The 15,196-nt window shown below is 50.0% G+C and carries 13 protein-coding genes and 1 tRNA gene; all 14 read left to right on the top strand.

All coding sequences use genetic code 11. The features are described 5' to 3' along the window. Positions 1-69: 69 nt before the first annotated feature. The 14 genes from dnaE to ACQY6Y_RS00870 all read left to right on the top strand — a co-directional run bounded on the left by dnaE (position 70) and on the right by ACQY6Y_RS00870 (position 15,135). A complete protein-coding gene (gene dnaE / locus ACQY6Y_RS00935) occupies positions 70-3,966 on the top strand; it encodes a DNA polymerase III subunit alpha (RefSeq protein WP_428378429.1) in 3,897 nt (1,298 codons plus the stop codon). Between the two features lie 24 nt (positions 3,967-3,990). After that, entirely contained in the window at positions 3,991-5,829 is a 1,839-nt protein-coding gene (locus tag ACQY6Y_RS00930) for a nitrilase-related carbon-nitrogen hydrolase (protein ID WP_428378428.1), read from the top strand. Between the two features lie 62 nt (positions 5,830-5,891). Continuing rightward, positions 5,892-6,398, top strand: coding sequence for a crossover junction endodeoxyribonuclease RuvC (gene ruvC / locus ACQY6Y_RS00925; protein WP_428379930.1), 507 nt, complete (start codon positions 5,892-5,894; stop codon positions 6,396-6,398). Continuing rightward, entirely contained in the window at positions 6,395-7,027 is a 633-nt protein-coding gene (gene ruvA / locus ACQY6Y_RS00920) for a Holliday junction branch migration protein RuvA (protein WP_428378427.1), read from the top strand. Before ruvC ends, ruvA begins: the two co-directional genes overlap by 4 nt. After that, positions 7,027-8,082, top strand: a complete 1,056-nt coding sequence (gene ruvB / locus ACQY6Y_RS00915; protein WP_428378426.1) for a Holliday junction branch migration DNA helicase RuvB — start codon at positions 7,027-7,029, stop codon at positions 8,080-8,082. Before ruvA ends, ruvB begins: the two co-directional genes overlap by 1 nt. A 19-nt stretch (positions 8,083-8,101) precedes the next feature. Beyond that, a complete protein-coding gene (locus ACQY6Y_RS00910) occupies positions 8,102-8,506 on the top strand; it encodes a hypothetical protein (protein ID WP_428378425.1) in 405 nt (134 codons plus the stop codon). Positions 8,507-8,549: 43 nt separating this feature from the next. Continuing rightward, positions 8,550-10,220, top strand: a complete 1,671-nt coding sequence (locus ACQY6Y_RS00905) for a formate--tetrahydrofolate ligase (RefSeq protein WP_428378424.1) — start codon at positions 8,550-8,552, stop codon at positions 10,218-10,220. A gap of 266 nt (positions 10,221-10,486) precedes the next feature. After that, positions 10,487-10,690, top strand: coding sequence for a cold-shock protein (locus tag ACQY6Y_RS00900; protein WP_154434155.1), 204 nt, complete (start codon positions 10,487-10,489; stop codon positions 10,688-10,690). A 99-nt stretch (positions 10,691-10,789) separates the two neighbouring features. Further along, complete coding sequence (locus tag ACQY6Y_RS00895) at positions 10,790-11,803, top strand: DNA/RNA non-specific endonuclease (protein ID WP_428378423.1); 1,014 nt, start codon at positions 10,790-10,792, stop codon at positions 11,801-11,803. A gap of 96 nt (positions 11,804-11,899) precedes the next feature. Further along, positions 11,900-12,691: an HAD family hydrolase gene (locus ACQY6Y_RS00890; RefSeq protein WP_428378422.1), complete on the top strand. Its 792-nt coding sequence runs from the start codon at positions 11,900-11,902 to the stop codon at positions 12,689-12,691. Positions 12,692-12,698: 7 nt separating this feature from the next. Beyond that, on the top strand, positions 12,699-13,319 hold the full coding sequence (locus ACQY6Y_RS00885; RefSeq protein WP_428378421.1) for an NUDIX domain-containing protein: 621 nt from the start codon (positions 12,699-12,701) through the stop codon (positions 13,317-13,319). A 4-nt stretch (positions 13,320-13,323) separates the two neighbouring features. Then, complete coding sequence (locus ACQY6Y_RS00880; RefSeq protein ID WP_428378420.1) at positions 13,324-14,295, top strand: type I phosphomannose isomerase catalytic subunit; 972 nt, start codon at positions 13,324-13,326, stop codon at positions 14,293-14,295. A gap of 33 nt (positions 14,296-14,328) precedes the next feature. Beyond that, a tRNA-Arg gene (locus ACQY6Y_RS00875) sits at positions 14,329-14,405 on the top strand. Between the two features lie 274 nt (positions 14,406-14,679). Next, positions 14,680-15,135 carry a PTS sugar transporter subunit IIA gene (locus ACQY6Y_RS00870; protein ID WP_428378419.1) on the top strand — a complete coding sequence of 152 codons (456 nt, stop codon included), beginning with the start codon at positions 14,680-14,682 and terminating at the stop codon, positions 15,133-15,135. Positions 15,136-15,196: the final 61 nt, after the last annotated feature.

Below are 15,196 nucleotides of genomic sequence, written 5' to 3'. Positions count from 1 at the left end.
CGGCTATCCTCAAACGATAGCATCGTATGGTTTTAAGAACTGTTCTACGAGGTAACGGAGATTTATCGTATGGCCTTCGTACATCTACATAACCACTCGGATTTCTCGGTACTCGATGCGGCAACGCGTATTCCTGATATGGTCAAACGCGCTGTTGATGAGAACATGCCAGCCATTGCACTTACCGATCATGGCTATTTGTTTGGCATTCCTAACTTCGACCTCGAATGTCGCAAATACAACGATGGCGCTGCCGATGCAAAGCAGTGGCGACACGATCGTGAGTGTTTTCAGAAGGGCTGGGAGCTTGAGGAGCCATCTCCTGATGCTGAGGATGCTCCAATTCATGATCGCGCACATGCGCAATGGGAACGCGATGTTGCCGCATGGAACCAAAATCACGATCTGAGTGATGTGGATGCGTGCCGTCCAGAGCCATTGATTAAACCAATTTTCGGCTGCGAGACCTACTTCATTACGGATGAATACCACGAAAAGAAATCTCCGCAGCTGAGGTTCCATCTCATTTTGCTTGCCAAGAATGAGACGGGCTACGTCAATCTCATGAAGATGATGTCGAAGGCTGCAAACGAAGAGTTTTACTATCGTCCGCGTACCACGCTCGACATGCTGCGTGAGTATCATGAGGGTCTTATCTGCCAGAGTGCATGTGTTCAGGGCATTATTCCGTGGAACATCCGCAATGGCAATCCCGAAGAAGCTGAGAAATGGGCTCGTACCTTCCAAGAGATTTTTGGGGACGATTTCTATATCGAGATTCAGGATCACGGCCTGCAGCCGCCTGAGTGGAACGGTTGGAGTGATCGTTCGCTCTCTGAGTATTTGGTAAAGCTTGCCAGCAAACTCGGAATCAAAGTGGTGGCAACCAACGATATTCACTATCTCACACGTGAAGATGCTGCTACTCAGGACTTGGTGAGCTGTATTGGTACGGCCTCACACATTGATGATGAGAATCGCAAACGTATGACAGGCTCGGAGTTCTACATGAAAACCGAAGCTGAAATGCGTGAGCTGTTTGATTGGTGTCCTGAGGCATGCGACAACACGCTTGAGATTGCTAAAAAGTGCGAGTTTGAGCTCGACTGGTCTCAGATGTACTTGCCCAAATTCCCGTTGCTTGACGAGGGGGAAACCTCTGAAATGCGCTTCCGCAAGGAGTGCGAAAAGGGCCTTGCGCGTCGCTATGGGCCCGACTGGCGAGAGCGCACTATCGGTGGTGTCAACGTTTCTGAGCGTTTTGAGTATGAATACAAAGTTATCTGCGAGAAGGGCTTTGCCGATTACTTCCTCATCGTTCAGGAATATGTACAGTGGGCAAAAGATAACGGCATTGGTGTAGGACCGGGCCGTGGTTCGGCTGCTGGCGCTATCGTTGCATATGCGATGAACATTACGACGTTTGACCCACTTGAAAACGGTCTGATGTTCGAACGTTTCTTGTCTCCGCAGCGTTCCGAGATGCCCGATATCGATATGGACTTCGACGATGAACGTCGTCTCGAGGTTGTGCAGCACGTGCGCGAGCTGTATGGCCCCGAGCGCGTTTGCCACGTCATTACCTACTCCACTATCAAGGCAAAGCAGGCCATCAACGATGCCGCGCGTGTACTGGGATATCCCGTGTACATGGGCCAGCGCCTTTCTAAGATGGTTTCCAACGATCCAAAAGCTGCGCTTGGGCCAACCCTGCATAAAACGCCGGGCAAAGAAGATATGTTCAGCCCGGAGTTTGCGGAGACCTACGAAAAAGAGCCTGACCATCGTCGCATTATCGATGCAGCGCTTTCCATCGAAGGTCTTACACGCGGTGAGGGCGTGCATGCGTGCGCCGTTCTTATTACACCCACACCCGTTAACGACCATGTGCCCACTAAGCTCGACACCAAAGGTGGCGTAGAAATTACCCAATATGAAGGCCATTCCGTTGCTGACATGGGCCTTCTTAAAATGGACTTCTTGGGTCTGCGTACCCTTACCGTTATTTCCAAAGCACTGCGCAACATTCGAGAGAATTATGCGACGCCCGCCGATGTTGCTGCAGCTCCCGAAGCTGTGCGCGCAACCTTGCGGCCAGGTGCTACGTCAATAGATATTGATGTCGATAAGATTCCATTTGACGACCCGAAGATTTTTGAGCTTATGGGTCGCGGCCATACTGCCGGCGTATTCCAAATCGAGTCAGGCGGTATGACGGCAACTATTAAGAGCATGCAGCCAAAAGAATACCGTCAGGTAGTAGCTCTTATTGCTCTTTATCGTCCTGGTCCTTTGGGCGCTGGTATGGTTACCAGCTATATCAACCGTATGAACGGCAAAGAGCCGATTGTGTTTTACGACGATCGTCTCTCCGAGATTCTGGACGAAACCTACGGCACGATTGTGTACCAAGAGCAGGTTATGCAGATCTCGGTGCGCATGAGTGGTTTTTCTGCAGGTGAATCGGACTCACGTATTCGTAAGCCGGTGGCGAAGAAGAAGATTAAACTTCTCACCTCCACGATCTTCCACTGGGATGACGGTAAAGACGAAACCACTTATGACCACTGGATGAATGGTGCTGTGGCAAATGGCTATGAGCGTGAAACAGCACAGCGCATTTGGGATGACGTTCTCGAGTTTGCATCCTACGCATTTAACAAGAGCCACTCGGCAGGATACGCCATTCTCGTTATGCAGACGGCATGGCTTAAAGCGTATTATCCTCGCGAATATATGGCCTCGGTGCTTACGTCCTACATGGGTAAGACCGATAAAATCGTTCACTATGTCAATGCCTGTCGCCATGAAGGCATTGATATTTTGCCCCCTGACATTAACGAGTCTGGCCGCGACTTTACGGCAACCAAGGATGGTATTCGCTTTGGCTTTGCAGGCATTCGCGGCGTGGGTGAAGGTGTTTCTGACGCCATTATTGCTGAGCGTGAAGAGGGTGGACCCTTCAAGAACCTCCATGATTTTGTCGAGCGAGTCGATGCTTCTCAAGCTAATCGCCGTGTAGTAGAAGCACTTATCAAAGCAGGAGCCTTTGATTCGACGGGGTATACCCGCATGCAGTGCATGCATTTTATCGACAAGGACAACCCCGAGAACATTATTGAGACTGCCGCAAAGCGCCAGCGTGATAAGGCTGCTGGTCAGAGCTCGCTGTTTGACATGTTTGGTGATGTGGCGGGCTCGGGCTTTGATACCGATGTGCCAGAACCAGATGGTGTGGAGTGGGATCGACACATGAAGTTGGCGCTCGAAAAGGACGTTCTCGGAATTTATGTATCCGACCATCCACTGCGCCCCTACGAATATGCCCTTACCAAGGCGCGCGATTACAGCTTGGGTGAGCTTGAACTTTCTGATGAGGTAATCGACCCTGCAACAGGTGCTGCTACTTCTCGTTATAGAGTGCCGGAAGGCGAGCCTATTTGGATTGCGGGCATGGTCTCATCTGTTCAGAAGCGCTCCACCAAAAAGGGTGATCCCATGGCTATTGTCACCCTTGAGGATATGGAGGGCGAAGTTACTGTCGTAACTTTCCCGAAGGTCTATGAAAAGTGTGCGTCGGTATTGATGGGCGAAGTCGACGAACATACTGGTGGCGCTGTGGACGATGTGTTTGTTCGCATTCAGGGAAGGCTTGAGCGCGGGGACCGTGGTCTGCAGCTGATTGCCATTCAGGTAGAACCCATGTTGCTCAATGAGAAGACCAATAAACCTGCCGTGCTTGAGGTTCTTATGCCAGCTCGTCGTCTCTCACGTGTATTTGTTGATCAGCTTTCGGGTATTTTTGACCGATATCACGGTTTGGATCACGTGGAGCTGCGTGTGGAAATGGGCAGCGGTGAGACGATGCGTATGGAACTGCCTATCAAGGTCGATGCGCATAATACCGTGCTTCGTGCAGAAGTTGATGATCTGGTGGGTCGCGAAGGCAAGGTTGTGCTTGCCTAAGGATGCTCCTGAGGGGATATGTTCATGAAGATAGCTTTAGCCCAAATCTCTACCGTTGCTGGCCAGCTGGACGTAACGATTGAGCGCATGGTGGCTCAATCGCATATGGCGGCAGACCGCGGAGCACAGCTGATCGTATTTCCAGCACCCGTTCTGGTAGGTGCAGATGTGATGGGGCTTGGGGATAACAACGAGTTTTTGCTCGATGTTTCCAATGCCATTTCTGATCTTGCAGATCGTCTTGCGTGTGCTGCGGTGGTCCCGCTGCTCAGCCAAGCAGGACCTATTCCAATGCTCGAGATTATCTACATTCAAGATGGCAAGATCATGCCGTTGCGTTTTGCTTCAGTGATGGCATCGGTACAATCCTTAGCTTCGAATCCTCGCGCGCTCGAGTCTCTCTTCTCAGCCGATGCGTCTATGGAAAGTCCTGAGATGCCGCTGGGGTTTGTGCTCGATGGCGTGAACTTTGGCGTGGCATTTGACCGGGAGAGTATAGACAGTTTCATGCACGCGCCCGTGAATATTGACGTGCTTCTATACCTGCCGCTTGCTTGCTTTAATACCGATGAGGAAGAGAGCGCTTTAGCACCGGCCCTTTCCAACGGTGCATTTATCCACGATGCTTCAAATCTCAATGCATGGATAGTGGCTGTTGGCGGTGTTGGTGGCTATGACGACCGTGTGTTTGCTGGAGGAAGTTTTGTTGTAGCCCCTTGGGGAGAGCTTGAGGTTGCGCTTCCATCTTTTGAAGAAGCCTTTGAAGTTGCAGAAGTGAATACTGCATCAGAAGGACCGTTGGCGCATCCTGGTGTTTTTCCACGCTACGATCGCATGGCACTGCTCTGGGAAGCACTCGTTGTCATGATGCGTGATTTTACGGCTGCATGTGCGACGGATCTTTTTGTCGCACTCAAAGGAGATTTACGCTCCTCGGTGGTTGCAGCTTTGGCACTTGATGCTGTGGGTCCCACACGTCTCCATGCGCTTGTCGTGGACACTGGCGATCCTGAGGTGTTAAAAGCTGCTCGCGAACAAGCTCGTGCTCTTCGCGCCGATGTGCGTGAGCTTACCGCGTCAGAAATCACACGTGTTTTGCGCGATATGGGCTTAGAAGGTATCGATTTTTCCGAAGGTGCAGAGCTTGTAGCTAATCTGCGTCTCAAGGCTTGGACTCGCATGTTCTCGCGTGATGAAAAGACTTGTTTCATTGTGGGAGATCAAGATAAAACCCTGTTTGCTTTGGAGCCGAATGCGTCGGTCATGGATGCGGATATTGCTCCACTTGGCGATGTCTATCGTACGGATGTTATTGCGCTCGCCCTGCATCGCATGACCATCTCTTCAGTTATTCCTCCGGCAGTTGTCGGGACGTATGAGGTTCCCTCACTTGCGGGCCTCGATACAGCTGGCATTACGAAAGAGGCTCGGCTTGGAGCTCTCGATGCCATGCTTCTCCTTTATATCGAGCAGAGCATGCCGCTGTCTGAGCTTGCTGAGCACGAATCCAATACGACACTTGCCGAAGCTGTTTGCAGCCGTTTGCGCGAGATGGAGTTGTACCGCAGGCACATGCCACTCATTCCTATTGTCTCAAGCAAAACTCTTGCCGAGGCTGCATGGCCTATCACCTTTGCTTGGCGCGACCACATTCGTGACCAGGCTGAGTATGAACAGGCAGAAAGTGTGCGCGAGCGTCTTGAGCATGCGGCTACAGAATTTGTCTCTCCTGCACAGATGGCAAAAGAAGGGGAGAACCAGGTTGAAGAGGTCATGGAGCTTCTTCGAGATCTCTTTAGCCAAGGTGGCATGACAGCAAGCGAAGACAAGCGATGGTCTACAGGACTCTTCTCCGATAACTAACTACCATGCTATACTGGAACGAATGTTCGAGTAATGCGTTGAGGGGGTAGTACGTGGTTATTATGGGCATCGACCCTGGCCTTGCTAATACCGGCTGGGGTGTTATAGAAACGCGCGGATCGGCTGCGCGTGCCCTTGCGTACGACTGTATTCACACATCGTCTTCGGATAAGCTCGACTACAGGCTGGGTCTTATTCTCAATCGCATTGGCTTCGCCATTCGTGAATACACACCCGATGCGGTGGCGGTAGAAAGTATTTATTTTGGCGCCAACACGCGGTCTGCTATTTGGACTGCTCATGCGCGCGGCGCGGCTATAGCTGCTTGTGCCGCTGCTGGGGTGGAAGTAGGAGAATATACTCCTATGCAGATAAAGCAGGCGGTAGTTGGCACTGGATCAGCAGATAAACACCAGGTTACTTTTATGGTTCGAGAGCTGCTTGCTCTTGATCACGATCCTAAGCCCGACCACTGTGCCGACGCTTTAGCTGCGGCGGTTTGTCACGCACATGTTGCGCGGTCTCAGCATATTGCAAGCCGTGCACTTGCGAAGGGAGTACATGCATGATAGATCGGCTTACAGGAACCATTGCAGAGGTTACTCCCTCACATATTGTGCTCGATGTCCAGGGGGTTGGATATGAGCTGCGCTGTTCATCCATGACGGCGGCGGCCTTGCCCGGAGAAGGGTCTGCTGGTGTAACACTCTTTACGCGTCTCGTTGTGAGGGAAAGCGCCATTTCATTTTTTGGCTTTGCCTCAAAGGAGGAGCGTTCTTTGTTTGAACGACTTATTGCTGTTTCTGGCGTGGGGCCATCGCTGGCGCTGTCGGTTCTCTCAACCTTTACCCCTTCTGCATTTGCAACAATTGTGGCAGCATCTGACGCTACACGTATGGCCACCGTTCCAGGTGTTGGTAAGAAGCTTGCTAACCGCCTCATTGTTGAGCTTCAAGGCGTCTTCGCTTCTGATGAAGAGCTTGGCGGCCTGTTTTCGCTTTCAAAGAATGCATCTTCAACTACAAGTGCTCCTACTACCTCAGCAAGTATTGAAGCGGATGTTACTTCTGCGCTCCTATCGATGGGCTTTAGCCCGCAGGAAGCAGAGGCAGCACTTGATGGACATGAGAAAGCGGGTGCCTCAACACCTGAATCACTGTTGAGCTACGCACTTCGTCGTCTCGGAGGTGGTATCTAATGTGGCAAGCCGATCCTCTCCGTGATCCCTTTGAGTCACATGCTCCTTCAGAGGCAAAACGTGCTGTTACCGGCGAGCTTACGCCAGATGATCTTGAAGTAGATCGAACACTCAGGCCTCAGCTTCTCTCTCAATACGTGGGACAAGAGCGCGTTCGCGAGAATTTGCGTGTGCTCATCGAAGCGGCTCGTTCACGCAATGAACCTCTCGACCATGTTCTCTTTTCAGGCCCTCCAGGCTTGGGTAAGACCACATTGGCAGCCGTGCTTGCCAATGAGATGGGCGCTAAACTCCATACTACCTCTGGCCCTGCAATTGAGCGAACGGGCGATCTCGCAGCTATTCTCACCAATCTAGAGGCGGGAGACGTTCTTTTTATTGACGAGATTCATCGCCTTAATCGTTCGATTGAAGAAGTGCTCTATCCAGCGATGGAGGACTTTGCGCTCGATATTGTTATCGGTAAAGGCCCCGCGGCACGTTCTATTCGTCTGGATTTGCCACGTTTTACCTTGGTTGGTGCTACAACGAGAACAGCACTTCTTACAGGACCTTTGCGCGACCGCTTTGGCATTTCTTTCAGGCTCGACTATTACACAGTCGATGAGCTGGCGGCTATTGTAGAGCGTTCTGCGAGCATTTTAGATGTACAGATCGATGCACAAGGTGCAGCGGAAATAGCAAGCAGAAGTCGTGGTACGCCGCGTCTTGCCAACCGCCTTCTTAAACGTGTGCGCGACTATGCGCAGGTTCGAGCTGATGGTGAAATTACCTGGGAAGTTGCAGCCGAGGCGCTTGGATTCTTTGAGATTGACGAGCTGGGCCTCGATTGGATGGATGTGCGAATTTTACGTGCACTTACCACAACGTTTCGGGGAAGACCGGTGGGTCTCTCTACTATTGCAAGTGCAGTTGGCGAGGACACGTCTACAATCGAAGATGTCTATGAGCCCTATTTGCTTCAGCGTGGGCTTATTGTGCGTACGCCACAGGGGAGAAAGGCAACAGCGGCAGCTTTTGAGCATCTGGGCATAACCCCGCCACCAGATAAGTAGGCAGCGTAAAGGAGGAGCTGTGCTCCAACGTGATTATATTCTCGCCCTCCTTGAGGATTTTGTTTCTACGGTGGTTCCGTGCCTCCGTAAGGCCTTTCTTCATGATGATCTTTCTTCGGTGCATGAGGTTGAGCAAGAGCTTGCCGGCCTACTTGATCTCGATGCTTCCTGTGCGCTTGCGCTCACACCTGACTCATTGGTTACCATGACGCGTCTTTCGGGCATTGGCGATTCATTAGCGGGTTATGCTGCTTATGTATTAACAGCACTTGCCGATGTGTATGATCAAACTTCTAATTCTGAACTCGCTGAGCTTCGCCGTGCTCAAGGGCGCGCGATGGCGCAAGCGTTTGGATGGGATCTGTCCGAAGTGCCCGAAGGGTTCGACGAGATTTCAAACATACAGAAGTCGCTTACTAAGTAAGGTGTGGGAAAAGGACTCACACCCAATTGAGAGGAGCTGGTACATGCTTTCGGATATTGAGATTGCTCAAGCTGCAGAAGTGGAAGATATCAGCACGATTGCGTCACGGCTCGGCATACCTTCCGATGATCTTGTGCCTTATGGGCACGACAAAGCTAAGGTAGATTTGGCGGCACTTGAGAATCCTTCCAATACTCAGGGCAAGCTTGTACTAGTTACAGCCATGAGTCCTACTCCGGCAGGCGAGGGAAAAACTACCACCACCATTGGTCTTGCCGATGCACTCAATAGGCGCGGACATAAAACAGTTGTGGCTTTGCGTGAACCATCGTTAGGGCCAGTATTTGGCATTAAAGGTGGAGCTGCTGGTGGTGGCTATGCGCAGGTTGTGCCTATGGAAGATATCAACCTGCATTTTACCGGCGACTTTCATGCTATTGGAGCTGCTAACAATCTGTTGGCGGCAATGATTGATAACCACATCAAGCAGGGCAACGAGCTCGGTATAGACCCGAGGCGTATTACCTGGCACCGCTGCGTCGATATGAATGATCGTCAACTTCGTCATGTGGTAGACGGTTTGGGCGGTATTGCCAATGGGGTTCCACGCGAAGATTCCTACGATATTACCGTTGCATCCGAGGTAATGGCAGTACTATGTCTTGCAACTTCAATACGCGATCTTAAAGAGCGCCTGGGCCGTATTGTTATTGGTTATACCTATGATCGTCGTCCTGTTACCTGTGCACAGATCAAAGCTGAAGGAGCTATGTGTGCGCTGCTCAAAGATGCTCTTAAGCCAAACTTAGTACAAACACTTGAGCACACCCCTGCATTTGTCCACGGCGGACCTTTCGCCAATATTGCGCATGGATGCAACTCGGTTATGGCAACACGTATGGCGTTGCACTATGGTGATATTGCTGTTACAGAAGCGGGCTTTGGTGCCGATCTTGGCGCTGAGAAGTTCTGTGATATTAAGTGCCGTATGAGTGGACTCGCTCCGGATGCCTGTGTCGTTGTGGCTACCATTCGAAGCCTTAAGTACAACGGTGGTGTCGCAAAAGACGAACTCAACGCAGAGAATCTCGAAGCGCTTTCACAGGGTCTTCCCAACTTGCTTCGCCACGTATCCAATATGCAAGATGTGTTTGGGCTGCCTACGGTTGTCGCTATCAATAGGTTCCCCTCAGATACCGAGGAAGAAATTGCTTTGGTACGTGCCGAGTGTGCAAAGCTCGGTGTGAATGTGGCACTTTCTGAGGTATGGGCAAAAGGTGGCGAGGGTGGTCTTGAACTCGCTGACGAAATTGTTCGTCTGCTCAATACAACGCCAGCGCATTTCTCATGTTCTTATCCAACGGATACCCCAATTAAAGAGGCTATCGAAATTGTGGCTCAGCGCGTTTACCATGCGGAAGGCGTTGACTTTACTCCTGCCGCCCAACGTCAGATGCGCCAGCTAGAGCAAGATGGATTTGGGGCTCTACCAGTTTGTATTGCTAAGACTCAGTATTCGTTTACCGACGATCAAAAGCGTCTGGGAGCGCCTGAAGATTTCCGCATTACCGTTCGCGATGTGCATGTTGCTGCAGGCGCGGGATTTGTAGTTGCCCTAACAGGTGCAATTATGACCATGCCTGGATTGCCACGCCATCCTGCTGCCGAAAACATTGATGTTGATGATCAAGGACGCATTACTGGCCTGTTCTAAGGTATATGCATAAATACGGTATTTACCTGCGAATATTTGCCAAATTTCATGAGTGTTTAAGCTCTATGCGCACAAGATGTAGTCATTTTCTTTGGCGCGCAACCGTCTTTTCGGTAAGCGCGCCATTCCTTTACTGTCAGGATTTCTCGAACATGGACGCCTGAGCATGGGGTAGACTAGAGCGCGTGACTGCGCTGCGGTCACGGCATCGCGCGTATGCGCATTGGTTCATTTTGTCCTGTGGGACAAAGAAAGAAAGGCACGTCATGGCTCAGGGTACTGTAAAGTGGTTCAATCCGGATAAGGGCTACGGGTTCATCTCCCGCGAGGATGGTGACGACCTGTTCGTCCACTACTCCGAGATTCAGATGGACGGCTTCAAGACTCTGGATGAGGGCCAGGCCGTAGAGTTTGATATCACCACCGGCCAGAACGGCAAGCTCCAGGCTTCCAACGTCCGCAAGATCTAGCTTCAACACTACTTTTCGTGGACGAAGGAGGGCCCTTTTGGGTCCTCCTTTTTTATGACTGTGATACGATGCCTTCCACGATTGAGGACAGGAGGCTCTATGTCACATACGTCTAAACGTGTTACCTCTCGTCATATGTCGCATCATTTTCAATCACTACGTTATGCAATATTTGTATTAGCGCTTCTTGTGGCTTTAGTGCCCACCTTTACGCTTACTGCATGCGATACACCTGCATCATCATCACATGTCACCTCTTCACAGCTGCTCTCAGAGGAAGTTCCTGCCTATACTGGACAGCCATCTGTTGAGGTAGACGATGATAAGCCTTCCTTTTCTGATGAAGAGCTCTCCTACGCTCGTGATAATGAAGGATTTGAATCATTTTCTGAGCTCGATGATTTAGGTCGCTGTGGTTCGGTGACGGTTTGCGTTGGGCCTGAAACAATGCCTCAAGAAGGGGAGGAACGCGGCAGCATTGGGATGATTAAACCCTCGGGTTGGCAGACCTCAAAATATAATTTTGTTGATGGTTCATATCTCTATAACCGATGCCATCTGGTGGGTTGGCAGCTCTCTGGAGAGAATGCCAACGAGCGCAATCTTGTTACAGGAACGCGTTCGATGAATGTTGAGGGTATGTTGCCCTATGAAGATGAAGTTGCTTCCTATGTAGACCAAACTGGAAATCATGTTTTGTATCGCGCTACCCCCATTTTTGAGGGTGATGAGCTTGTATGTAGAGGCGTGCAAATCGAAGCTTATTCGCTTGAGGATGATGGTGCGGGCATCTCGTTTAATGTGTTTTGCTACAACGTAGAGCCAGGCGTTGGCATCGACTATGCAACTGGAGACAATGCGGAAGGCGATGAGACTGCTGCTTTTGATGCAGAGACGACAGTCTCGAACAATGAAAGCTCTGCGACTTCAGAAGCTGCTGATGTAGAGGACGATACAGAAAGCTATGTGCTTAACACCAACACCATGCGTTTCCATAATCCGACATGTCCGTCGGTAGAAGATATTGCTGACAATAACAAAGAAGCATACGAGGGTTCTCGCCAAGCCCTTATCGACGAAGGCTATAAGCCCTGCGGGAGATGTAAACCTTAATTAAAAAATCAATAGGCAGTCTTTCAAGTAGCATTCGAACGGCTACTCTTATCACAGGATTGAAGTTTAGTTTTTACTACGACAAGGAGGCGTTCTGTGTACAAGCTTGTTGCCTTCGACCTCGACAATACACTCTTTACCAACGATAAGCAGCTGCCGCCTGGCTTCTTTTATGAAGCTCGTAGGCTCACCGAGAAAGGTATTGTCTGTGCTCCCGCATCGGGGCGCTTTGTAAGCGAGCTTCGTGAGCTGTTTGCACCTGTTGCCGATAGTCTTGGCTTTATCGGATGTAATGCTCATGAGGTGTACTTAGGCGATCGCATGTTGCACAGGACAACGTTTGATGACGAGATTCTCTTTGCAATCCTTGATGCTTGTAGTGCAATCCCTGATGTAATGGTTGACTTTACCTCTCCAGAAACAAATTTTGTGATGGGATATGAGGGTACAGCAGCACAGGATGCACTTCTGCGCACGTATTACTCCAGCTGGGAGCGCATGGATATGCCGACAAAGCATATTCATACCTGGGGAGATGCTCCAATCGTTAAGGTCACTTGCGTGAACCCTGCTCCATGGGAGAGCACCGAGCAAGTAGCACATATTTCTCCGCGTGTTCGCCCAGTCTTAACAGCGGCTCATACCTGCGACTTTGCTCTTGATGGAGCGAGCAAGGCAACGGGTCTTGCTATGTTGGCGAAAGAGCTGGGCATTCCTATGGAAGAGACCATGGCTTTTGGCGATCATATGAACGATATTGAGATGATTGAGGCGGCTGGTTGTGGTGTTGCTATGGCAAATGCCATTCCTGAGGTAAAAGCTGTCGCCAATCGCGAATGTCCTTCAAATGAAGAATATGGCGTTATGAGCGTTCTTGCACAGCTTTAGGAGTGAAATGAATCTCATAGAGCGTATGCATGATGCAAGTTCTGATAAAGCTGCTGTTGAGCGTATAGAGAAACTGCTCACAGATGACCCCTCTCTTGTTGAGAAGCTCTGCGGATCATCCAGGGTGTGGCAAGGCAAGATTTTCGGTGTCGATCAGATTGAGGTAGAGCTTCCCGATGGAACACATGCCTCGCGCGAAGTTATGCGTCATCGTGGCGGGTGTTGTGTCGTAGTAGTTCGCAATGAAAAGATTTGTCTCGTGCGCCAGTGGCGCGTTGCTGTAGACCGTATGACCTTAGAGCTTCCGGCAGGTAAATTAGACCCCGATGAGGATCCTGTCCTTTGTGCACAACGGGAATTACGCGAGGAAACCGGTCTTATCGCCCGGCGTATTGAACCGGTCATACTTTCGCGTGGTGTCATAGGCTGCTCTGATGAACTGACGCGCATTTTTCGTGCCTACGATGTAGTCGAAGGTGAAGCCCATCTTGATGATGAGGAATTTGTTGATGTGGTGTGGGTAAGCATTGCTGATGCCCTTGCAGCTATCCATGCTGGAGTCATACAGGACTCGAAAACAATTCTTGGCATACTGAGTGCTGCATTGGAAGCAGAGAGGAGTAAGTGATTGTATGACTGAACTACAAGCTTCCAATCCTACAAACGATTTAATCTTTTTGGACCCCGTGTTTCATAACAAGATCTGGGGTGGCCGCCGTCTCGAAAAAGAGTTTGGCTATGCTATACCCGACGGAGCTGTTGGTGAGTGTTGGGCAATTTCTGCACATCCTGCAGGCGACTGTGTTGTGCGTGAAGGCGCATATAAAGGCAAACATCTTTCAGAGCTTTGGGAGCATGAGCCACAGTTATTTGAAGGTGCTCCCGGAGATCGTTTTCCTCTCTTAATAAAGATCATTGATGCAGATGGGGATCTCTCCATTCAAGTACATCCAGACGATGCCTATGCAAAAGAGCATGAGAACGGATCGCTGGGAAAATCGGAATGCTGGTATGTACTTGCTGCTGAAGAGGGGGCAACCATTGTTGTTGGACAAAAAGCTCGCTCTCGTGAAGAGTTTGAAGCGTCTGTAAATAAGGGCGCTTGGTCTGAGCTGCTCAACGAAATTCCCATTCATGCTGGTGACTTTTTCCAAATTAATCCCGGTACCGTGCATGCCATTAAGGCGGGAACACTTATTTTGGAAACTCAGCAATCAAGCGATATTACGTATCGTGTCTATGATTATGATCGTGTGCAAGATGATGGTACTAAACGAGAGCTTCATCTCGAAAAGAGCCTGGATGTTATCGACTATGACGCATCTGCTCCATCCTCGGGTGAAGTGACACAGGAAGAGAAAGATGGTGTCACACATCTCGTGGAGAATGAGTGCTATGCCGTCGATAGGGTTGTGGTGAATGGTGCGCTCAGGCGCAACGAACCATGGCCTTTCGAATGTGTAAGCGTTATTTCCGGATCGGGTTCTGCTGCAGGTCATCCCGTGCGTAAAGGCGATCATTTCATCGTTCCTGCGCATTTTGGGCCCTTGGATTTAGATGGAGACACGACAATCATTTGCTCGCATTTGCCTGTTTCTATGTAAGTTGTGAGCTACGTGTTAGAATCTTCTCCGTGCGCGCTCGTAACTCAAATGGATAGAGTATCGGACTTCTAATCCGCCGGTTGAGGGTTCGAGTCCCTCCGAGCGCACCAGGTCTATCAAAACGGATGCCTTGTGGCATCCGTTTTTTCATTTAATAATGTAAAACAAATCATCTGATGTCTTTGTAGGGTGTTACCATAATTTGAAAGCTTTCAAGTCACATTTATCTAGGAACCTTAAGGTAGAACCTCGGCCCTTTGTTCGTTATAAAAGTTCACTTTGTCATTAGTAATTTGCTTGATGATGCTACTATGTGCACGAATTTAAACTACTGTGTAAAGAGCACTCATACACAGTGAGTGAATAAGAAGGGAAGCAAAGAGAATGAGCGATTTCATCGACAGATCCCACGTCTTTTTGGATTGTCCTGCCACCACACGTGATGAAGCACTTGCCTTCATTGCCTCAAAGGCCGTTGAATTAGGAATTGCTAGCGATGAGCAGGCTGTTTTAACCTCTTTTAAAGAGCGTGAGAATGCTGGCTCTACTGGCATGATTGGTGGCTTTGCTATCCCTCATGCCAAGTCTGATGACATTACTTCCGGCAACGTTATTGTCGTAAAATTTGCCTCAGACCTCGATTGGGAGGGCACGCAAGATGGTGCTCCTATTCGAGTTGCTATTGCATTGCTTGCTCCAGCAAGCGATCCACAAACGCATCTTCAGTTGTTGGCTCAGGTTGCAACAATGATTGTTCGAGAAAGCTTCCGAACTGAGATGTTAGAGGCTCAAGATGTCGACGATGTTGCTAAGATTGTAAGTGCGGGTTTGGACGCCTAGGCGTTACCATATTTTTCTCTCCCATAGCTCGTTCTTTGCGAGTCGTTGACGGAATATATGA

The organism is Olsenella sp. Marseille-QA0557 (assembly GCF_965119725.1).
Classification (GTDB): Bacteria; Actinomycetota; Coriobacteriia; order Coriobacteriales; family Atopobiaceae; genus Coprovicinus; species Coprovicinus avistercoris.
Note: the sequence above shows the minus strand (reverse complement) of the source record. Positions and strands in the feature narration are given on the sequence as shown.